At 55.3% G+C, this 20,666-nt stretch carries 27 protein-coding genes; 24 read left to right on the forward strand and 3 right to left on the reverse strand.

The window, feature by feature from the left end; genetic code table 11:
- The first annotated feature begins 26 nt into the window (after positions 1 to 26).
- From BUA65_RS10935 to BUA65_RS11045, 23 genes are all read left to right on the forward strand, one after another.
- Entirely contained in the window at positions 27 to 878 is an 852-nt protein-coding gene (locus BUA65_RS10935) for an MraY family glycosyltransferase (protein ID WP_072869651.1), read from the forward strand.
- A gap of 70 nt (positions 879 to 948) precedes the next feature.
- Positions 949 to 1,635 carry a nucleotide-binding protein gene (locus BUA65_RS10940; protein WP_072869652.1) on the forward strand — a complete coding sequence of 229 codons (687 nt, stop codon included), beginning with the start codon at positions 949 to 951 and terminating at the stop codon, positions 1,633 to 1,635.
- A 24-nt stretch (positions 1,636 to 1,659) separates the two neighbouring features.
- A complete protein-coding gene (locus BUA65_RS10945; protein ID WP_072869654.1) occupies positions 1,660 to 1,887 on the forward strand; it encodes a 4Fe-4S binding protein in 228 nt (75 codons plus the stop codon).
- Positions 1,880 to 2,941: a 3-methyl-2-oxobutanoate dehydrogenase subunit VorB gene (locus BUA65_RS10950; protein WP_072869656.1), complete on the forward strand. Its 1,062-nt coding sequence runs from the start codon at positions 1,880 to 1,882 to the stop codon at positions 2,939 to 2,941. The genes BUA65_RS10945 and BUA65_RS10950 overlap by 8 nt, the downstream gene beginning before the upstream one ends.
- Positions 2,941 to 3,687 carry a thiamine pyrophosphate-dependent enzyme gene (locus tag BUA65_RS10955; protein ID WP_207543888.1) on the forward strand — a complete coding sequence of 249 codons (747 nt, stop codon included), beginning with the start codon at positions 2,941 to 2,943 and terminating at the stop codon, positions 3,685 to 3,687. Before BUA65_RS10950 ends, BUA65_RS10955 begins: the two co-directional genes overlap by 1 nt.
- A 1-nt stretch (position 3,688) precedes the next feature.
- The gene (locus BUA65_RS10960; RefSeq protein ID WP_072869659.1) at positions 3,689 to 4,249 is read left to right on the forward strand and encodes a 2-oxoacid:ferredoxin oxidoreductase subunit gamma family protein; all 561 of its coding nucleotides are present in this window, start codon (positions 3,689 to 3,691) and stop codon (positions 4,247 to 4,249) included.
- A gap of 37 nt (positions 4,250 to 4,286) precedes the next feature.
- A complete protein-coding gene (locus tag BUA65_RS10965; protein ID WP_072869660.1) occupies positions 4,287 to 5,402 on the forward strand; it encodes a M20/M25/M40 family metallo-hydrolase in 1,116 nt (371 codons plus the stop codon).
- Positions 5,403 to 5,427: 25 nt separating this feature from the next.
- Positions 5,428 to 6,534 (forward strand): DUF3866 family protein, encoded by a 1,107-nt coding sequence (locus tag BUA65_RS10970; RefSeq protein WP_072869662.1) that lies wholly within the window; start codon positions 5,428 to 5,430, stop codon positions 6,532 to 6,534.
- Positions 6,535 to 6,579: 45 nt separating this feature from the next.
- Positions 6,580 to 7,239 (forward strand): hypothetical protein, encoded by a 660-nt coding sequence (locus BUA65_RS10975; protein ID WP_072869663.1) that lies wholly within the window; start codon positions 6,580 to 6,582, stop codon positions 7,237 to 7,239.
- Positions 7,240 to 7,314: 75 nt separating this feature from the next.
- Entirely contained in the window at positions 7,315 to 7,932 is a 618-nt protein-coding gene (gene spoIIM, locus BUA65_RS10980) for a stage II sporulation protein M (RefSeq protein ID WP_072869665.1), read from the forward strand.
- Positions 7,933 to 8,231: 299 nt separating this feature from the next.
- Positions 8,232 to 8,504: a hypothetical protein gene (locus BUA65_RS10985; protein ID WP_131821490.1), complete on the forward strand. Its 273-nt coding sequence runs from the start codon at positions 8,232 to 8,234 to the stop codon at positions 8,502 to 8,504.
- A 155-nt stretch (positions 8,505 to 8,659) separates the two neighbouring features.
- Entirely contained in the window at positions 8,660 to 9,766 is a 1,107-nt protein-coding gene (locus BUA65_RS10990) for a DUF362 domain-containing protein (RefSeq protein ID WP_072869668.1), read from the forward strand.
- 76 nt (positions 9,767 to 9,842) lie between these two features.
- A complete protein-coding gene (locus BUA65_RS10995) occupies positions 9,843 to 10,034 on the forward strand; it encodes a hypothetical protein (RefSeq protein ID WP_072869670.1) in 192 nt (63 codons plus the stop codon).
- A gap of 170 nt (positions 10,035 to 10,204) precedes the next feature.
- Entirely contained in the window at positions 10,205 to 11,089 is an 885-nt protein-coding gene (xerD, locus tag BUA65_RS11000) for a site-specific tyrosine recombinase XerD (RefSeq protein WP_072869671.1), read from the forward strand.
- Positions 11,090 to 11,118: 29 nt separating this feature from the next.
- Complete coding sequence (locus tag BUA65_RS11005; RefSeq protein WP_072869673.1) at positions 11,119 to 12,300, forward strand: phosphopentomutase; 1,182 nt, start codon at positions 11,119 to 11,121, stop codon at positions 12,298 to 12,300.
- A gap of 81 nt (positions 12,301 to 12,381) precedes the next feature.
- Positions 12,382 to 13,716 carry a pyrimidine-nucleoside phosphorylase gene (locus tag BUA65_RS11010; protein WP_072869674.1) on the forward strand — a complete coding sequence of 445 codons (1,335 nt, stop codon included), beginning with the start codon at positions 12,382 to 12,384 and terminating at the stop codon, positions 13,714 to 13,716.
- A gap of 63 nt (positions 13,717 to 13,779) precedes the next feature.
- Positions 13,780 to 14,694 carry a DMT family transporter gene (locus BUA65_RS11015; RefSeq protein WP_072869676.1) on the forward strand — a complete coding sequence of 305 codons (915 nt, stop codon included), beginning with the start codon at positions 13,780 to 13,782 and terminating at the stop codon, positions 14,692 to 14,694.
- Between the two features lie 126 nt (positions 14,695 to 14,820).
- Complete coding sequence (locus tag BUA65_RS11020) at positions 14,821 to 15,192, forward strand: NifB/NifX family molybdenum-iron cluster-binding protein (protein WP_072869678.1); 372 nt, start codon at positions 14,821 to 14,823, stop codon at positions 15,190 to 15,192.
- 5 nt (positions 15,193 to 15,197) lie between these two features.
- On the forward strand, positions 15,198 to 16,055 hold the full coding sequence (locus tag BUA65_RS11025; protein ID WP_072869679.1) for an ATP-binding protein: 858 nt from the start codon (positions 15,198 to 15,200) through the stop codon (positions 16,053 to 16,055).
- Positions 16,043 to 16,909 (forward strand): ATP-binding protein, encoded by an 867-nt coding sequence (locus tag BUA65_RS11030; protein ID WP_072869682.1) that lies wholly within the window; start codon positions 16,043 to 16,045, stop codon positions 16,907 to 16,909. Before BUA65_RS11025 ends, BUA65_RS11030 begins: the two co-directional genes overlap by 13 nt.
- Positions 16,910 to 16,916: 7 nt before the next feature.
- Entirely contained in the window at positions 16,917 to 17,798 is an 882-nt protein-coding gene (locus tag BUA65_RS11035) for an Mrp/NBP35 family ATP-binding protein (RefSeq protein ID WP_072869683.1), read from the forward strand.
- Entirely contained in the window at positions 17,795 to 18,175 is a 381-nt protein-coding gene (locus BUA65_RS11040; RefSeq protein WP_072869685.1) for a NifB/NifX family molybdenum-iron cluster-binding protein, read from the forward strand. Before BUA65_RS11035 ends, BUA65_RS11040 begins: the two co-directional genes overlap by 4 nt.
- A 107-nt stretch (positions 18,176 to 18,282) precedes the next feature.
- Positions 18,283 to 18,750, forward strand: a complete 468-nt coding sequence (locus BUA65_RS11045) for an iron-sulfur cluster assembly scaffold protein (RefSeq protein ID WP_072869686.1) — start codon at positions 18,283 to 18,285, stop codon at positions 18,748 to 18,750.
- A 67-nt stretch (positions 18,751 to 18,817) separates the two neighbouring features.
- Here BUA65_RS11045 and BUA65_RS11050 read toward each other — a convergent pair whose 3' ends face one another.
- The 3 genes from BUA65_RS11050 to BUA65_RS18850 are packed head-to-tail and all read right to left on the reverse strand — an operon-like array spanning position 18,818 to position 19,905.
- Positions 18,818 to 19,390, reverse strand: a complete 573-nt coding sequence (locus BUA65_RS11050; protein ID WP_072869687.1) for a manganese catalase family protein — start codon at positions 19,388 to 19,390, stop codon at positions 18,818 to 18,820.
- A gap of 16 nt (positions 19,391 to 19,406) precedes the next feature.
- Complete coding sequence (locus BUA65_RS11055; protein ID WP_013822968.1) at positions 19,407 to 19,664, reverse strand: spore coat protein CotJB; 258 nt, start codon at positions 19,662 to 19,664, stop codon at positions 19,407 to 19,409.
- Between the two features lie 31 nt (positions 19,665 to 19,695).
- Positions 19,696 to 19,905, reverse strand: a complete 210-nt coding sequence (locus tag BUA65_RS18850; protein ID WP_242656311.1) for a spore coat associated protein CotJA — start codon at positions 19,903 to 19,905, stop codon at positions 19,696 to 19,698.
- 301 nt (positions 19,906 to 20,206) lie between these two features.
- Here BUA65_RS18850 and BUA65_RS11065 point away from each other — a divergent pair.
- The coding region (locus BUA65_RS11065; RefSeq protein ID WP_242656312.1) for a site-specific integrase at positions 20,207 to 20,666 on the forward strand (460 nt) is incomplete at its 3' end.

Genomic DNA, 20,666 nt, shown 5'->3' on the forward strand with positions numbered 1-20,666 from the left:
TATTTACTCGGTGCGAGGTGTTCATCATGCCCTTTTTTATCACCGCCTTTTCATTCCCGGCAACCCTGGTTTTTGCCGGTCTTTTGGGGGCACTGCTCACCCGCCTGTTCCTGCCCGGACTGATGGGAATGATTGTTGAAGCCGGCTTTGTGCGCCCCAATTTCCGGGGTGAGGTTATTCCCCTGGGGGTAGGCCTGGTGTTTTCCCTAGCTGCCGTAGCGTGCATAGTCCTTCTTTACCCATTTTTGCCGGGTCAGCTCCAGTTCTTCGCCCTGGCCTTTTCTCTGGCCCAGGCAGCCTTCACCTGCCTGGGGTTGGTGGATGACGTCTGGGGTTCCCGTAATGCCAGCGGCTTGAAGGGGCACCTGCAGTGCCTTTTGCAGGGAAGGCTAACCACCGGCGCCCTGAAGGCCCTGGCTGGTGGGGGATTGAGCCTTTTCCTGGCAGCAGCAGCCGGTCCCATGGTCTGGGTGCCGGTTAACGCCCTCACCCTGGCCCTTTCCGTAAATGCCATCAACCTTTTGGATTTGCGCCCCGGCCGGGCCGGCAAAGGTTTTCTTCTGTGCTCTTTTCTTTTATTTGCGGCCGGTTGGGGGCAGTGGCCCTTAGTTTTCCTGGCCGTTTTAACGGGCAGTGTTGTGGCCTACCTGGCCGTGGATTTGAAGGCCAGGGCCATGATGGGCGACACGGGAGCAAACGCTCTGGGTGCCGCCCTGGGGCTAACAGCGGTGTGGGTACTGCCGGACGGGATTAAACTGGCTTACCTGGGACTGCTCATTGTCCTGCACGTGGTGGCCGAAAAGTATTCCCTCACAAACCTTATTGCCCGCAGCCCGCTGCTGGACCGCCTGGACCGCTGGGGCAGCGATCGGCGATAAACGTTTTTCGCTGCGGGGATAGGAAATTGGGTATCTTTGTCGAATTGTTTTGACCGTGGGGTGATCCCGGGTGGGCACAGGTATCAGGAGAATAACCATTTTTACCGGCCATCTGGGTAGTGGAAAGACCGAACTGGCCATTAATTTTGCCCTTTCCCTGAAGGAGCGGGGTTTGCCCACGTCCTTAATCGACCTGGATGTGGTTAACCCCTATTTTCGCACCCGCCTGGTCAGGGAAAAACTGGAACAACTGGGGTTGACGGTGATTTGTCCCCGGGGTGAGTGGATGAGGGCGGATTTACCGGCCCTGCCCCCGGCCATCCGCGGGGTGCTTGAGGATCCGGGCCGGTATGGGGTATTTGATGTAGGTGGTGATGAAGTGGGGGCGACGGTCCTGGGGCGGTTCAAGCCCCTGCTGCCCGCGAAGGATTACCACCTCTGGTTCGTGGTGAATGCCTGCCGCCCGTTTACGCGGGATAAAGAGGGCATTATCAACATGCTGGAAAGTATTGAGAAAGCCTGTCGCCTGAAGGTAACGGGCCTGGTGAGCAATACCAATCTGGGGGCGGCAACCGGCTGGCAAACCATCGTGGCCGGACACCGGGTGGTGCAGGATGCGGCCCGCGTCCTCAACCTGCCGGTGGTCATGGCGGCGGCGCGCGGGGATTTAGCAGAAGAGCTGCGTGCCCACCTTCCCCCCGGGTTGCCTGTGCTGCCCTTGAACCTCTTTATGCAAACCCCGTGGCAGGATTTTTAAGGCTGAAGTTTGGGAGGGAGATTTTTGGCTGCCGCACGAGTGACATTTAGAGAGGAACGCTGTAAGGGTTGCGAACTTTGTGTTACCTTTTGCCCGAAGGGAATCATTACTTTAGCCAAACATATCAACAGCATGGGTTTTCATCCGGCTACCGTTGAAGATCAGAGCAAATGTACCGGCTGTGCCACCTGTGCCCGCATGTGTCCTGATCTGGTTATCGAAGTGGAAAGGGAGGTGGCCCGGGTTGGCTAAAATACTAATGAAAGGAAACGAAGCCATCGGGGAGGGTGCGGTCAGGGCCGGCTGCCGTTACTTTTTCGGTTACCCCATAACGCCTCAGAGCGAACTGCCCCACTACCTGGCCAAACGGCTCCCGGAAGTGGGGGGGGTTTACCTGCAGTCGGAAAGTGAAACGGGCGCCATTAATATGGTTTACGGTGCCGCCGGGGCGGGTGCCCGGGTAATGACTTCCTCCTCCGGTCCTGGAATCAGCTTGATGCAGGAAGGCATTTCCTACCTGGCCGGGGCCGAGTTGCCCTGTGTCATTGTCAACATGATCCGGGGCGGCCCTGGTCTGGGCAATATTGCGCCGGCCCAGTCCGACTACTTTCAGGCCACCAAAGGGGGCGGTCACGGGGATTACCGGGTGATTGTTCTGGCTCCCGCCTCGGTGCAGGAGATCATCGATTTGATGCGGGTGGCCTTTGACCTGGCCGACCGCTACCGCAACCCGGTGATGGTGGCGGGTGATGGCATCCTGGGACAAATGATGGAGCCGGTGGAGCTGGGCGAAGAAGAGGAAATCCAGATCCCCCCCCGGCCCTGGGCGGCCACGGGACGCATGGGGGGCGAAAAAAAGTTGATCAACTCCCTGTACATTGTTCCCGAAGAGCTGGAGCAGCATAATTTAAAACTGGCCCGGAAATACGCGCTGATTACCGAGCGGGAACAGCGCTGGGAGGAGTACCGGCTGGGCGGGGCAAAGCTGGTGCTGGTCGCCTTTGGTACTGCCGCCCGCATCTGCAAGGCAGTGGTGGACCGCTGCCGGGAAGAAGGCCTGGCGGTAGGCCTGATCCGACCCATCACCCTCTGGCCCTTCCCCCAAAAGGCTTTTGAGCCGGTAATTGAGGAGGCGGAACGATTCCTGGTTGTGGAAATGAACCTGGGGCAGATGGTGGAGGATGTCCGCCTGACCGTGAATGGCCGCCGCCCCGTGCATTTTTACGGCCGTTGCGGCGGTATGCTTCCCGTGGCGGCAGATGTGGTGCGGGAAGTGAAAAAATTGTACGGGGGGGAAGGCCAGTGATGAAAAAAGTGTTCACCAGACCCCGGTCATTGAAGGATATTCCCACTCATTACTGTCCCGGTTGTACCCACGGCATTGTTCACCGCCTGGTGGCCGAGGTAATCGATGAACTGGAGATCTTTGACCGGACCATTGGCGTGGCGCCGGTAGGTTGTTCGGTCTTTGCTTATAATTACTTTGATTGCGATATGTTCCAGGCTTCCCACGGCCGTGCCCCGGCTGTGGCCACCGGAATCAAGCGGGTGTTGCCCGACCGGGTGGTCTTTACCTATCAAGGAGATGGTGACCTGGCGGCTATCGGAACGGGGGAAATTGTCCATGCCGCGGCCCGGGGGGAGAAATTTACGGTAATTTTTATTAATAATGCCATTTATGCCATGACCGGTGGCCAGATGGCTCCCACCACCCTGTTGGGCCAAAAGACCACCACCACTCCCTACGGGCGGGATAAGGAAGTTAACGGTTACCCGGTAAAAGTGGCGGAAATGCTGAGTGTCCTGGACGGTACGGCCTACGTGGCCCGGGTTTCCGTGCACGACCCGGCCCATGTGGTCAAGGCCAAAAAGGCCATTAAGCGGGCTTTCGAAGTGCAGCTGGCCAATCTCGGCTTTTCCATTGTCGAGGTACTTTCGGCTTGTCCCACCAACTGGGGCCTGCCCCCGGCGGAAGCCTTAAAATGGTTGGCCGAAAATATGATTCCCTACTATCCCCTGGGGGAGTACAAAAAACCTGCGGAGGTTGGTTAAAATGTATGAGGCGATTTTGATCGCCGGCTTCGGCGGACAGGGGGTCCTTTCTACCGGACAACTCCTGGCCTACGCCGGCATGCTGGAAGGGAAGCACGTGTCCTGGATTCCCTCCTATGGTCCTGAAATGCGAGGCGGCACGGCCAATTGCGGCGTGACCATTTCCGATTCCCCCATCAGTTCCCCGGTAGTTACCGAACCTACCTCCCTGATTGTAATGAACCGCCCCTCCCTGGAAAAGTTTGAGGGAAACGTGGTCCCCGGGGGATTGATCCTGATCAACAGCTCCCTTGTTGATATCAAGGCTACCCGTAAGGATGTCCGGGTATATTATATACCGGCCAATGAGCTGGCCGAAGAGCTGGGTAACGCCAGGGTAGCCGGTAACGTCATTCTGGGGGCATTGCTGGAATTGACAAGGGCAGTTTCCCTGGACGCGGTGGAAAAATCCCTGCGGGAGGTTTTGCCCGCCCATCGCCACAAGCTGATTCCCCTCAACCGCCAAGCCCTGGAAACCGGTGCCGCCCTGGTTCGGCGTCCGGCTACTGCTCAAGCAGGGTGATGGCGGCCGGCGAGATTAGCTGCTGGGGGTATTATGTATGATCAATCAGGATAGAATCCTGGCCGAATTTCTTGAACTGGTACAGATAGACAGCGTCAGCGGACGGGAAAGGGCACTGGCAGACCTGTTGACGGCCCGTTTAAGGGGCCTGGGACTGGATGTATGGGAGGACCGGGCCGGTGCCGAAACCGGGGGAGAGGCCGGCAACCTGATTGCCACCTTGCCGGCCCGGGGTCCGGAGCGTCCCCTTTTGCTGGTGGCCCACATGGATACGGTGGAGCCGGGACGTGGCGTGCGGCCGGTGGTGGAGAACGGCATAGTCCGTTCTGCCGGCGATACCATTTTAGGGGGCGACGACAAGGCCGGCATAGCTGCCATTCTGGAAGTGCTCCGGGTCATTACGGAACAACAGCTTGACCACGGGGGGCTGGAAGTGGTCTTCACCATCGGGGAGGAAGTTGGCCTTTTGGGGGCGAAACATCTGGATCACACCCGGTTGCGTTCATCAATGGGTTATGTGCTGGATTCTAACGGCCCCGCGGGAACCATAGTGGTTCAGGCCCCCAGCCAGGATAAGATCGAGGCGGTTGTGCGGGGCCGGGCTGCCCATGCGGGGATAAATCCCGAGGAGGGGATTAATGCTATTGCCGTAGCCGCCCAGGCCGTAGCCCGCATGACCCTGGGGCGTATTGATGAAGAAACCACGACCAACATCGGGGTTATCTCCGGTGGCCAGGCCACTAACATTGTGCCCGATTCCTGCCGTCTCGAGGGGGAAACCAGGAGCCTTGACGGGAGTAAATGCCGTGCTCAAACGGCGGCCATGGTAGAGATCCTTGAAACAACGGCCGCCCGATTTGGTGCCGGGGTGGAGATAACCACCGAAACCCTTTACCACGAATTCAAACTGTCCGAATCCCATCCTGCCGTGGTACTGGCAAAGAGGGGGGCCGAAAAACTGGGCCTGGTTCCTCAGCTGGTTAAAACCGGCGGGGGCAGTGATGCCAACATTTTTAACTCCCGTGGCATTACCTGCGTCAACCTGGGGATTGCCATGCAAAAGGTTCATACCACCGAAGAATTTATTCGGGTGGAGGATCTGGCAACCAACGCCCGCTATCTCCTGGAAATTATCCGGATGGCGATTGAATAGTAAACAGATAGCTGGAGGCCGTGGAATGATTCGCATCCGTACTGGAGAAGTTGTGGACGTACTGTCCAGATATCCAGGGCTGACCGAGGTCCTGGTCAGGGTGGAGGGGAAAGAAGAGCGGGCCGTAAACTACGATCAACTTACGGGTCCGGTTAAACCGGGGGATGCGGTGGTGCTTAACACCACCGCCGTATACAAAAAACTGGGTACCGGAGGTACCCATTTTATTATGGCCAACCTGGCTAACCCGGCCCTTGACGCCCCTCGTCAGGGACACATTATGAAGGCCCGCTATACCCCCTCCCAGGTTAAAGTGCTGGCCGTGGAAGAAGAGGAGCATCCCCAAAATCACTGCTTCCGGGCGGCGGACTCCCTGGACGGCATCCCGGTGATCATAGCCTCCCTGCACAGCATGATTGCTCCGGCGGCAGCGGTAATCCGCAGGCTGACCCGCGGGAAGGCCCGGGTAGTCTACCTGATGACCGACGGGGCGGCCCTGCCCCTTCCTTTAAGCCGCCTGGTGTATCAACTCAAAGAAAAAGGGCTCCTGTCAGCCACCGTAACCTGCGGCCATGCCTTTGGCGGCGACTACGAAGCCGTTACCGTTTACAGCGGTTTGCTGGCCGCCCGGAGTGTAGCCGGGGCGGACATCATCATTGCGGCCATGGGGCCGGGTATTGTCGGTACCGCCTCCACCTTTGGCTTTACCGGCTTAGAGCAGGGGGAGTTGGTGAATGCGGTGCATATCCTGAAGGGGCAACCGGTGGCAGTGCCGCGCATCAGCTTTGCCGATGCCCGGGAACGCCACCGGGGGTTGAGCCATCATACCAGGACTGCCTTGGGGCGGGTGGCCCTAGTCCCCTGTACCGTTCCCATTCCGGTCCTGGCGCAGGAAAAGCATGCTTTGGTTTGGCGGCAGCTCCAGGAGAGTGGTATCCTGGACAGGCACCGGGTGATAGTAGTGGAGAACAACCCCACCCGGGAGGCGCTGCAGGAGTGCGGTCTTGCCGTTACCACCATGGGGCGGGGCATAGATGAGGACCCCGAATTCTTCCTGGCCGCGGGAGCAGCCGGGGCATATGCGGCCGGTCTGTTTTTAAAAACGAATGCCGTCAGTGAAGGGAAGCCCTGAGGAAGTGCCCTGGTATTTAATGGTATTACGCGATGGGGTGAGATTTTGTTACCTGTGGTAATCCTTACCGCCAATGCCAGTGGAGCCGCTTGGGCCGCGCGGCAGGGCCTGGTAATTTTGGTGGTGGATGTGATTGACATGTCTACCAGCTTGGAAGCGGCCCTGGATGAAGGAGCGGCGGCGGTTTTTGGAGCCAGCCCCGATGCAGCCGATCCTCCCGTTCCCGTTGATCCGGCAGGTGTGGGCCGGATGGCCGGGGAAAGAGCCCGGGTACTGGATACCGGTGTGGTGGTGATTGCCGAGCCCCGCACCGGGTCAGGGGAACATCGTCGGGCCGGCATTCAAAAGGTCCTGGGGGGCATTGCGGCTGCCGGGGCAAGGCTTGAAGCCGTAGTTCCCAATTTGGGCGCCTCCGTTGCCGAACTGGCAGACTTTAAAAGAAGGGTGGTGGTGGCGGCCACGGGCTCCGGGGGGGTGGCCTTTGATGCCGCCCTGACGGCCGGTGCCCCGGCTGTCCTGGCCGGAACGGTGGCCCGTACACGCCATAAAAAAGGCAGGGATCCGGCTGTAGCTGCTGCCACCCGGGCGGTGGCGACTGCGAAAAATTTACACCGGGGCATTGCCGTGGTCGCCGCCAGCGGCAATTCTATGGAAGACCTGCTTGCTGCCCACTACATATATCGCCTCATCCTCGAGCTTTTTTAATTTCCCCCATCCATTCATATACCCCCTTCCTGAGCCATATATATGAGCATGGACAGGTTGGAAGGGGGGAGAGCTTTGCTCGATGTTTTCCGTCATTCCCTGCGAAGCAGCTGGCCCCTTTGTTTACTGGTATTAATTTTTTTCACCCTGGGTTTGATTTGTGGTGCTCTGAACCTTACCTTCCTTTCCCCGGTACAAATCCAGGAGCTTCACGATTATATAAATACATTCATTAAGGAGGTCCGGAATCTGGATCTGGAAGCAGGCCGGGTGGCCTGGGAGGCCATGTACGGCAAAATGCTCATCATGATCGTCCTTTACCTTTTAGGGCTAACATTTATTGGTATCCCCGTAATCCTTGCTTTGGTTTTCCTGAAAGGTTTTGTTCTGGGCTTCACCGTAGCTTTTCTTAATTACGACCTGGCCTGGAGCGGATTGCTTTTGGCTTTGGCCTGTATTATCCCGCAACATTTGCTTTATTTGCCCGCACTGTTTGTGGGTGCGGTGGCGTCCCTTTCCTTTGCCCTCATGCTTCTTCCCCGTCCCTCCAGTACCTGGAGCAAAATAGGGGGGTCCTTTGCCCGCTACACGGGCGTGATGCTGGCTGCACTGACCGTGGCGGTCGGGGCAGGGCTGGTAGAGGCCTTATTGACGCCCTGGCTGACCAGAATGGTAACTGGTATCCTGGAGTGAGATAATAAAAAATCAGGCGCGGAGCACTGGAGTGAGCGGGGACCCAGCACTCACCGGGATACTAACTCTTCCCAAAACCTGATGTGTCAATTAAACCTGAAACACCGGGAGCAGAGTCATATTTGGGTGAGTGCGGGGCCGCATCCAACCGGGTTCACTGAATATTTATAGTGAGCAGGACAATGCCGTGCCTTAAGCGGGTTTATTAAACATTTGCATGGAAATATGGTTTTTAGCCCCCAATAACAAGGCAAGGGAGGGAGAAAAACCCCGGTGGATTACCACGACCGGGCGGGATCATGATGGTAATTTTTTTAACGAAACTAAAACGCCGGTTGATGTTTTGCCTGCGCATGCTGGTGGTGCTGGCCATCCTTGCTGTTCTTTGCGGACACATTTACGGCCTGATCAGGCCGGGTAGTGCCTTGAAACAGCCTCGGTCCTCTTCTCCTGACAGTTCCGTTTACAACCCCGCCATTGGTCCTTTTGATGCGGGTCAGGGTACTTTTATGGATCGCCTGTTTGAGTTTTTACAGGAATACTACCGGGGGCGCCATGGTAAGCCGGATTAGCAACCGGGCTTTCTTTTTATTCACTGTTTTTGTCTGCTTTCTAACGTAAAAAAGGAAATGGTTTTTCTTTTGGAGAAAAAATATAAAAATCCGCAACGCTTCGGGGTTATTCCGGGGCATTACCTGTAGCTAAACTCTTATGGAGGGATGAGATTTTGCCGTCTAAAGTTTTTTTTGCCGACATGCGGGCAAAACATAAAGAAAATCTTTTGGACAAGGTGGAAAAGCTTTTCGAACGCGCGGGAATGAGAGAGCTCTTTGCTCCCAGAGAACTGGTGGCTTTTAAAGTTCACTTTGGGGAGCGGGGCAATACGGGCTATGTGCGGCCCCAGTTTATTCGCCGCCTGGTGGACAAGGTTAAAGAATTGGGTGGGAAACCCTTCCTTACCGATGCCAACACCCTGTACGTGGGCAGCCGCTCAAATGCGGTGGATCACCTGCAAACAGCCATTGAAAACGGTTTTGCCTATGCCGTGGTTGGCGCTCCCCTGATTATTGCCGATGGACTTACGGGTAAGGACTACATTAATGTTCCGGTCAACCTTAAGCACTTCAAGGAGGTAAAGATTGGCAGCGCCCTTATTCATGCCGATGCCCTGCTGGTGGTGAGCCATTTTAAAGGCCATGAACTTACGGGTTTTGGCGGTGCCCTCAAGAACATCGGTATGGGATCTGGTTCCCGCAGCGGCAAGCAAATGATGCACTCCGACGTACTGCCCCGGGTCAACCCGGAAAAATGCGAGGGCTGCGCCCGCTGTGCCCGCTGGTGCCCGGCGGGAGCCATTGCCGTGTCCAGGGAAACAAAAAAAGCGGCGATCGATCAGGAAAAATGTATTGGCTGCGGTGAGTGTACCGTCACCTGCCCGGTGGAAGCAATAGGCATTAACTGGAAAACGGAGCCGGAAGCGATCCAGGAAAAGATTGTGGAATACGCCGCCGGTGTGCTCCACAATAAAAAAGGCAAAGCCGGATTCATCAACTTTGTGACCAATGTTTCTCCGGAATGCGACTGTGTCGGCTGGACGGACGCTCCCGTGGTGCGGGACATCGGCATCCTGGCTTCCCTGGACCCGGTGGCCCTGGATCAGGCCTGTGCCGACCTGGTCAACGGGGAGGGGATTTTACCCGGCTCCCGCCTGGAGGGTCGGGAAGTGCAGGACGTATTTCGTGCCCTGTGGCCCCAGGCCGTGTGGGAACGCCAGCTGAGCTACGGGGAAGAAATTGGTCTGGGTACCCGGGAGTATGAGCTGGTAAAAATTTAACCCGTTTAACGAGTTCCGGAACCTTTCCCCTTCTCGTAACGTCTATAGATATAAAAGGAGCGGGGAAGGGATCGGGATGAATCACAAGACTTCTTTAGGCCTTCTGGCTTTGGCGGTTTTGATTATGCTCTTTTTGCTGGCATTAATGCACACACCATACCCTTCTGCGACCGATTACAAAGCCGGTGCGGCAGTGGAATACCGGCTTGCTGCAGAGCAATGGCAGCACCTTGTTACACGACCCTTGTTCGGTACCGCTGCCGTGTGATTAGGCTATAGTGTCATTTGGTATGTTGTCGGGCTAAGGGACTTTTGGTTTCAGGCCAAAGTCCCTTTTTATGTAATTAAACGCGATGAGGAAAAGAATGGTAATCAGAAGGATTAATGAGTCTTTCGTGGAAATAGAAAGAGTAATAATGTGCACGGGAGCGATGTGCCTTGCAGGATTTAATTGGCACCTTCATCCATTACCTGGCGGTGGAGAAGGGCCTGGCCCGGAACACCACGACTTCCTACCAGCTCGATTTAAACCAGTACCGGCTTTTTTGCCGGTCCCGGCGGTTGGATCCCCTGGGGGAGGGACGCGGTGCCGTGATGGCTTATTTGCTAAAGTTGAAAAAAGACGGGCGGGCTCCAGCCACCGTTTCCCGGCACCTGGCGGCTTTAAAATCTTTCTACCGCTTCCTGGTTCAAGAAGGAGTAATTTCGACCGATCCCACCGCTAATTTAGAATCACCCCGCCTGGCTCAGCGGTTGCCGAGGGTATTGACCCCCGAAGAAGTAGACAGGCTCCTGGCTCAACCCCGCACATCCTCGGCCACCGGCTTGCGGGATAAGGCCATGCTGGAACTGCTTTACGCCACCGGCCTGCGGGTGAGTGAGCTGGTTTCCCTGGATCTGGCCGATGTTAATTTGGAGCACGGTTTTGTGCGTTGTTTCGGAAAAGGATCCAAAGAACGAATTATTCCCCTGGGTTCCGTGGCCGCTTTTTATGTTTCCGAATACCTCACCCGGGCCAGGGTAAAACTAACCAGGGGCATCAATACCCCTGCTCTGTTTGTCAATCAGCAGGGCCGCCGCCTCACCCGGCAGGGATTCTGGAAGATTATAAAAAAATATGCCCGCCAGGGGTGCATTACCAAGGTCATCACCCCTCATACCCTGCGCCATTCCTTTGCCACTCATTTGCTGGAAAACGGTGCCGATCTGCGTTCTGTTCAGGAATTGCTCGGTCACGCCGATATTGCCACCACGCAAATTTACACCCATGTAACCCGTACCAGGCTGCGGGAAATTTACGACCGCACCCATCCCCGGGCGTAACTGGATGGATAAAAAGGAGTTGAGCTTACTTGGCCGCAACCATCAACCGTCTTACCCTTATTGTTCTTGACAGCGTAGGTATCGGGGAACTTCCCGACGCCGCCCAATACGGCGATGCGGGCAGCAACACCCTGGCCAATACTGCCCGGGCTGTGGGAGGACTCAATATACCCCACCTGGGCCGGCTGGGCCTGGGAAATATCCTTCCCATTGAAGGGGTTCCCCCGGTAGACCGGCCCCTGGCCGCTTACGGACGGATGGCTGAAGCTTCCGCCGGTAAGGATACCACCACCGGCCACTGGGAAATTGCCGGTTTGTTGCTGGAACGGCCCTTCCCGGTCTACCCCCATGGCTTTCCCCCGGAAATAATCAAGCCCTTTGAGGAGCGCATCGGGCGGCCCGTTCTGGGCAACAAGGCGGCTTCCGGTACAGCCATCATTGAGGAATTGGGGCCGGAACACATGAGGACCGGGTATCCCATTGTTTATACCTCAGCCGACAGCGTGTTTCAAATTGCCGCCCACGAAGAGATTGTCCCCGTGGAGGAATTATACCGGATGTGCCGTATTGCCAGGGAATTGCTAACCGGTGACCACGCCGTAGGGCGGGTTATAGCCCGGCCCTTTGTGGGGCGGCCCGGTGCTTTTAAACGTACGGACAGGCGGCGGGATTTCTCCCTTCCTCCGCCCGGTCCCACCATTTTAGATTTGCTTTCCGAAAACGGATTTCCCGTCCTGGCCGTGGGTAAAATTGAAGATATTTTTGCCGGGAAAGGTATTACCGAAGCCGTACATACTGAAGGTAATATGGACGGAGTGGACCAGACACTTACCTGCATGCGACGCCTGGAGCGGGGGTTGATTTTTACCAACCTGGTAGATTTTGATATGCTCTACGGCCACCGCAACAACCCCCTGGGGTATGCCGCTGCCCTGGAGGCCTTTGACCGGCGCCTGCCGGAAATACTGCATGCCACCAGACCCGATGATGTGCTGATTATCACCGCCGATCACGGGTGTGACCCCACCACCAGCAGCACCGATCACAGCCGGGAGTACGTGCCTCTTCTGGTTTACGGTCAGAAGGTAAAACCGGGGGTAAATTTGGGGACCCGCAGCACTTTCAGTGACGTGGCCGCTACCGTGGCCGAGCTTTTCGGACTTTCCTATCCGCGGGGAACCAGTTTTGCCCGGGAAGTAATTGTCCGGTAAAACCGCTACCACCGGCACCATGGCGGGGTCACTGAACATTTACGCTGAACATTTACCACGGAAATTTTGAGGTGAAGAATTGTGCGCATGTACGATATTATCCTGAAAAAACGCCAGGGATTCGAGCTCACCACGGAAGAAATCAACTTTTTTGTCCGTGGATATACGGTTGGGGAAATACCCGATTACCAGGCGGCGGCGTTATTAATGGCCATTTTCTTTCAAGGACTTGATTCCCGGGAAACGGCGGACCTAACCCTGGCCATGGCTAGTTCAGGGGACCGTGTCGATCTCTCCGGGATTCCCGGATGCAAGGTGGACAAGCACAGCACCGGCGGGGTGGGGGACAAAACCACTCTGGTGCTGGCTCCCCTGATAGCTGCCGCCGGGGTACCCGTGGCCAAGATGTCTGGCCGGGGATTGGGCCACACCGGCGGAACTGTGGATAAGCTCGAGTCCATCCCCGGTTTTAAGGTAAATCTTGCTCCGGATGATTTTATACGCCAGGTCAGGGAAGTTGGCGTGGCGGTGGTGGCCCAAACGGGTAACCTGGTGCCGGCGGATAAAAAGCTCTACGCCCTGCGGGACGTGACGGCCACGGTGGACAGCATTCCCCTGATTGCTTCCAGCGTGATGAGCAAAAAAATCGCCGCCGGAGCCGATGCCATCGTTCTGGATGTAAAGGCGGGTAGCGGAGCTTTTATGCGTTCCGTTGATGAGGCCCGTACCCTTGCCCGGACCTTGGTAGCCATCGGCCGCCAGGCGGGCAAAAAGACTGTGGCCGTGATAAGTGATATGGACCAGCCTCTGGGCTTTGCCGTGGGCAACGCCCTGGAGGTGCGGGAGGCTATTGCAACCCTGTCCGGGCAGGGTCCATCCGATTTGCGGGAGCTGTGTCTCGTACTGGGTGGCCACATGCTCGTCCTGGCCGGTGCGGCAACGGATGTGGAGGAGGGGATGAACCGGCTGGCCGGCTTGCTTGAAGGGGGGCGGGCATTGGACAAGTTCCGGGAGATGGTTAAGGCCCAGGGCGGTGATCCGCGGGTGGCGAATGAACCGGATCTGTTGCCGGAGGCCTCATACAAAGAGCAGGTGAAGGCGCAGGAAGATGGGTATGTGGCAGCCATCCATGCCGAAAGAATTGGCCGGGCGGCCATGCTCCTGGGAGCCGGCCGGAAGGCCAAGGAGGACACCATCGACCCGGCGGTGGGAGTGGTTTTGCACAAGAAGGTGGGGCACCGGGTGAAGGCGGGGGATGTCCTGGCCACTTTGCATGTAAACAATCGGGATAATCTGGCCTTAGCGCGGCAGCTAATCGCCTCGGCCTTTACCTTCAGTTCCAGCGCCCCCGGGGTAAGAAAGCTGATCCACGGGGTGGTTGGCCTACAAGGAGTCGTGCATCAATGTTTGAGTTAATAGACCTCCCTGGAGACATTTTTAAGTGTGGTTCGTTCTGCAAGATGAAGGAGTTGACCTCTTTTGAAAGAGCAGTGGAAGGGCTTTTTTTTCGTGGTTTTAGCCGCTTTTTTATGGGGGCTTTCCGGTAATGTGGCCAAATATTTGTTTAACCGGCAAATCAACCCCCTGGATGTGGTACAAATGCGGCTATTTCTTTCCTTTGTGTTTCTTTTGCTCTATCTGGCTTTTGTCCGCCGTTCCCTTATCCTTATTGAACGAAAACACATTTGCTACATGGTTATTTTCGGCACCTTTGGCGTTACCGCCGTGCAATCTACATATCTACTGGCCATTAGCCTGACCAACGTGGCCACGGCCATTTTTTTGCAGTATCTGGCCCCGGTACTGGTTTTAGGTTACGGGCTCCTGCGCAGGCAGGAAAGATTGGCTCTGCCAAGCGGTTTGGCCCTGTTTTTTTCCGTCCTGGGCGGTTTTCTTATGGTCAAGGGCAGTCCCGGCGCCGGGCTGGCCGTAAGTATTACGGGTCTTGCGTCAGGTCTTTCTTCTGCTGCCGCCTTCGCCTTTTATACCCTGTACGGCAAGAAAGGGCTGGCTACCTATTCTCCCTGGACACTGCTGTTATACGGTTTTGCCATGGGAAGCGTGGTTTTTTGCTTTTACCGCTTACCATGGGTTACTCTGGCGCAATACTCCTGGCAGGAATGGCTTTTTTTTGTTTACATTGCCGTGTTTGCCTCCATCCTGCCCTTTGGCTTTTACTTTAAGGGGCTAAATTATTTGAGCCCGGTCAAAACAAATCTGACCAGTACTCTGGAGCCGGTGATCGCTGGCATACTGGCCTACCTCTTGCTCGGCGAGACCTTGACTCCCTGGCAGATCCTGGGCTGCGGCTTGATTTTAACCGGTGTGATCTTAATTCAACTCTCCGGGTACAGGCCGGTTAAAGAGACCTTTAACATAGATGGAGCTGCCTAGAGTAACCAAAAACCCTGGCTCTACCAATAGTAGGGGCCGGGATTTTTTATTTTTTATTGACATAAGTCTAAAATAGGAATAAAATAGTTTTGGGCTATAGCTCATTAAAAAAGGGGGGGGAATCCCATGAAGGTGGCTGTTTGCGCCCAGGATAACCACATTGATGCCCGGGTAGACCAGCGCTTCGGTCGTTGCCCGTATTTTGTCGTGGTAGACCTGAACAGTGGAGACTGGGAAGGTCTGCAGAACACAGGAACACAGTCCAGTGGGGGAGCTGGCGTTCAAACGGCACAATTGCTGGTCAACCGGGGCGTCAATGTTGTACTGGTGGACAGGATTGGACCCCATGCCATAGAAGTGCTCGGTAGAGCAGGGATCCAGGTGTATGGGGGAATAAGCGGTACGGTGAGACAGAGCGTTGAAGCCTACCGCCAGGGGCGGTTGTCCCTCCTGAGCCGGGCAAATTCCCCAAGCCACGGCGGTATGGGAAGGGGTTAAAAACTATGATTATTGCAGTAGCCAGCGGCAAGGGGGGTACGGGCAAAACTACTGTGGCCAGCAGCCTGGCCCTGGTGGCGGCGGAAAAAAGGGAAGTATTGTTTCTGGATTGTGATGTAGAAGAACCCAACGGTCACATCATGCTAAAACCACACTGGCACAAAAAAGAAACGGTGCGAGTTCCGGTACCTGAAATCAACCGGGAAAAATGTACTTTTTGTGGCACGTGTGCAGAAGTTTGTGCCTTCCATGCCCTGGTTGTCCTCCCCCAGGAGGTTATGCTTTTACCCACCATGTGCCACGGCTGCGGGGGGTGCTGGCATTTCTGCCCGGCCGGAGCCATTTCTCCCGGGTGGCGGGAAATAGGACAGGTTGAAGAAGGTTCAAGCGGTAAAATTGGTTTTGTTCACGGCCGGTTAAATGTGGGTGAGGCCATCAGTCCTCCTCTCATCCAGGCAGTTAAGGAGCGAATCCGGCCAGGTATATTGAACATCATCGATGCACCGCCGGGAACCTCCTGCCCGGTAGTCCGGGCAGTTAAAGGTGCCGACTTCTGCCTCCTGGTTACCGAACCCACGCCTTTCGGGCTTCATGACCTGGAACTGGCATATGAGATGGCCACCGGACTGGGGGTGCCCTGTGGAGTGGCTGTAAACCGTTCAGATGGTGATGACAGCTCCATACGCCGGTTCTGCCACAACAATAATATTCCTCTGCTTTTCCAGTTGCCCCAGGACCGGGAAGTGGCCAGGGGGTATGCCCGGGGCATTCCCGCTATTGAGGTGCGCCCTGAATGGAAAGAACACTTTTTAGCTTTGCTGGCTTTTTTAGAAAGAGGAGGTTACGCCCGGTGCGCGAATTAGTGGTGCTCAGCGGGAAAGGAGGTACGGGTAAAACCACCGTCTGTGGGAACCTGGCGGTACTGGCTTCTAATAAGGTGATGGCGGACTGTGATGTGGACGCGGCGAACCTGTATTTACTTCTGGACCCTGTGTTGAAATCATCTTCCCCCTTTTACGGCTTGAAAAAAGCCTCCATCAACCGGGAAAAGTGCATGGGTTGTAATCTCTGCCTGCATTTGTGCCGGTATGATGCCATTCGCCCCGGTTTTGTTGTGGATCCGGTTCTCTGTGAGGGATGTGCCATTTGTTATCACGCCTGTCCCTGCGGGGCAGTGGAAATGATAGAGCATTTAGCCGGGCATTTATTCCTGTCCGATACCCGTTATGGTTACCTGGTACACGCCCGGCTGGGCATAGCCGAAGATAATTCGGGGAAGCTGGTGGCGGCGGTACGCAAAGAAGCCCGCCGCCTGGCAGAAGAAGAAAAAAAAGAACTGATCATTACCGATGGTCCACCCGGTATAGGCTGTCCGGCAATATCTTGCTTATCGGGAGCGGATCTGGTTTTGGTGGTAGCTGAACCGACTTTTTCCGGAAGCCACGACCTGGAGCGGGTTCTGGAACTGGCAAAACATTTCGGATGCCGGGCGGCAGTGTGCATCAACAAATGGGACCTGGAGCCTGAAAATAGTCATGCGCTGGAGTCGCTCTGTAGCCGGCATTCCGTTCCGGTCGTGGGGTACCTGCCCTACGACGAAAGTGTAATGGAGGCGGTTAAAAGCGGCCGGCCGGTTATTCAGGAATGTTCCGGTTCCATGAAAAAGGGAATACTGGCTTTGTGGGGTAAACTTAAAACACTATTGGAATTGAGGTGAAGTAACTGTGACCCAAGACCAGGCAAAGTGCAGTACCTGTAAAGATAGGAACACCGAACAATGCAACCCGGAAAAATGTTCAGAACCCCCTGTTTTACCCCTCAATGAGGCCAGCGATATAAAACGAGTGGTTGCGGTTATGAGCGGCAAGGGCGGCGTGGGCAAATCCTCGGTCAGTGCTCTTTTGGCCGTTGCCCTTGCCCGGAGGGGTCATCAGGTAGGCATTCTTGATGCGGATATTACCGGCCCCAGTATTCCCAAGCTTTTCGGGGTAATCGACCGGCCGGAACAATTCAATAACTTTATTCTACCTGCGAGAACAATAACGGGCATTCGAATGATGTCTCTGAACCTTTTATTGCCCCAGGAGGACGATCCGGTGATCTGGCGTGGTCCCATCCTGTCAAGCGCCGTCAAACAATTCTGGACCGACGTGGCCTGGGGTGAACTGGATTACCTGATTGTGGACATGCCTCCGGGTACCGGGGATGTACCGCTCACGGTCATGCAATCACTGCCGCTTAACGGATTGCTGGTTGTTTCTTCACCCCAGGACCTGTCCATGATGGTGGTAAAAAAGGCAATAAAAATGGCCCGGATGATCAACGTACCCATTCTGGGTCTGGTGGAGAATATGAGTTACCTGCCCTGTCCCTACTGTGGCGAGAAAATTCATCTTTTTGGTTCAAGCCACGTGGGAGAGGCGGCACAGAAAAACAACCTGCCGTTACTGGCTGTCCTTCCTGTAGACCCGGAATTAGCGGAGCTGGGTGATGCCGGGCTCATTGAGAACTACAACGGCACATCAATGCAAGGCATGGAATCCTTAGTGAAAGTTCTGGAAAAAACACTAGGGGGAAAAATAATAAAGGAGCGTGAAGGAGCATGAAAATTGCCCTCCCTAACGACCGCGGTCAGGTGAACCAGCATTTTGGCAGGAGCGAAGAATTTGTTATTTTCGAGATGTCCGGCCAGGAAATTAAAAGCCGGGAAACAGTGTCCACCGCCACCCTGCAACATAACCATGAAGGTCTGGCCGAACTGTTTAAAAACAAAGGGGTTGATGTATTAATTCTGGGCGGCGTAGGACCCCGTGCCATACAAGCGCTGCAGCAATACGGCCTGCAGGTGATCACCGGTGCCAGCGGTAACGTGGAAGAGGTGGCCCGGGCCTTTGCCCGGGGAGAGTTGGTCAACCGGGGGGTCATATGTGACCACAGCCACGGTCACGGTAATCACTGCCACCACGGGCCAACCTGCCGTTAGAAGTGCGCAGACTTTTTATGGAGCAAAGGCAATTAAAGTAACGAGAGGAGGGCTTGTGCCCTCCCAAAATCTTTATAGGTTCAATGATTTTTGAGGGGGAATATCGAATGAGTTTCGATCTGGATAAATTAGCTGCGGAACTCCAGAAAAAAGTATGGTCACAATTCAGCGACGTAGTTATCGATCATGCCAACAATCCCAGGAACATCGGGAGCATTGAAGAAGCAGACGGGTATGCCAGTGTTACCGGCTTGTGCGGCGACACGATTCAAATTTGGCTTAAGGTAAAAGATGGCATAATAAGTCAAATTACCTTCTGGACTGACGGCTGCGGTACCACCATTGCCGCCGGTAGTATGGTTACCGAACTGGCCAGGGGCAAGGCTCTCCCTGAGGCTTTGCAAATTACACCTCGTGACGTGCTTGATGCTCTAGGAGGACTGCCCGAGGAAAGCGTGCATTGCGCTTTTCTGGCGGCAAACACCCTGCATGAGGCTATCAAAGATTACCAGAAATCTCAAGCCGGCCATTTCAATGGCGGCCAGCAGGCTGAACCGGGGGCCGGGGGCAAATAAAGAGAAGCCCCCGGCTGAACTTAAAGCCTGTTGCCTGTGGCATCCTTCCAGACCAGGATTGCCCGGGTTAAAACACCTTTTTCCTGGTCAACTCCTCCTGAACATCAACCAGCGCTTCGCCGAAACGCTGGAAGTGCACCACCTCCCTTTCCCGCAAGAAGCGCAGGGTATCCTTTACACCGGGGTCGTCGGTCAAGCGGATCAAATGCTCATAGGTAGTCCGGGCCTTCTGCTCCGCCGCCATGTTTTCATGCAGGTCGGTGACCGGGTCTCCCGTGGCCTGGACGTAAGCGGCCGTCCAGGGGACCCCGCTGGCATCCACCGGGTAGACCGCCCGGTCGTGTTCGGCAAAATAACCACCCAGATCTTCCCGGCGCAACTGCTCCGGGGTGGCGCCCTTCATCAGGCGGTAGATCATGGCACCCACAATTTCCCAGTGAGCCAGCTCTTCGGTGCCAATGTCCGTGAGCAGGCCTCGAGCTTTATTCGTAGGCATGGTGTAGCGCTGGGTCAAATACCTTACGGCAGCCGACAACTCGCTGTCGGGGCCGCCGTACTGGGCCATCAGATATTTGGCCATGCGCAGGTCGGTCTTATAGACCCTGACCGGATATTCCAGCTTTTTTTCGTAAATCCACATCCTCTCCAGTCCTTTCTTAAAATTGAATTTCCCAGGGCCAGGGATCTTCAATCCAGCGCCAGGGATATTCGCTGGGCGAAAAGCCATAAGATACCAGCGGACCGTACATGCGCTCGTACTGGGCTTTCAGCTGGTTCAAGCGTTCGGTAACCAGGTTGTAATCATTTAAAGGCTCCTGCTCCGTGGGATGGGTGTCCAGGTAAAGGTTCAGCTCTATGGCCACGAATTCAAGGGCCATAATATCGTGCAACAGTTGTAACCGCCTCGAGTCCACTTATTTTCCTCCTTTCCGGAGAAGTACCAATTTAATAGGGGTAGGGGCTGTAAAGTTCCGGGAAAAGGGTCCCTTTTTCAAGGGCCTCGGCCGGGCTGTATGTTCTGCCGTAACGCTGGGGGGGTACATAGGCCTGGGCCAACCGGAGCGGGGGATAAAAGCCGGAAGTATGGGCGACCGGGGGAGCGTCTGCAGCGGCTACTTTTACTTCCAGCTCTGGCATATTTTCGGGAGTGGTCATTCCAACAATCCTCCTTTAAGTGGTACTAGATGAAAATCTTACAAGTAAAGTATGTTATTCCCTTGTATAATGACACCGCAAAAAATTGTTATCCTAATTTTTCTTGCTCGAAGCGATGAGCTGCAAACAAAAAGTCCCCGGTGGTGACTTAAATGCACTAAGGTAAGGGATAGACCTTATAGTATTCTAAGAAAGGGTTTATCCCTGTTTTTATTCTTAAAAAATTAGTTAAATATATTACAATAAGATAGTATCTGTAGTATAGTATAGAAAGCATTGCTTCCAATGGTGGTGCGTTCCAGTGAGGGTAGAAACAGTTACAACTCCCAACGGGAAAACCCGGTACCTGCTGGTTGATTCGGACGGTGAACCCGTCCTCCCCGTCATGCGGTTCATCAAGTTCAAGGACAACAGCGGGGCCGCCCGGAGCAGCCTCCGCGCCTACTGCCAGCACCTGAAACTCTTTTTCGAGTTCCTTGCGCAGGAGGGCCTGGATTACCGTAAAATCAGCATAGACGACATGGCCGCCTTCATGCGCTGGCTCCAAAACCCCTACGGGAACCTGAAAGTAATCCCGGTGACACCTGTAACGTCTCCCCGCGGGCCGGCCACTGTGAACACCGTCATTTCCACGGTCCTCAATTTCTACGATTACCTCATGCGCCACGAGGACTACAGCGTCCAGCTTTCCGAGAGACTTAAAAAGACCGTTCCCGGGAGCAGGCGGGGCTTTAAAGACTTCCTCTACCATGTCAACAAGG

The organism is Desulfofundulus thermosubterraneus DSM 16057 (assembly GCF_900142025.1).
GTDB lineage: Bacteria > Bacillota > Desulfotomaculia > Desulfotomaculales > Desulfovirgulaceae > Desulfofundulus > Desulfofundulus thermosubterraneus.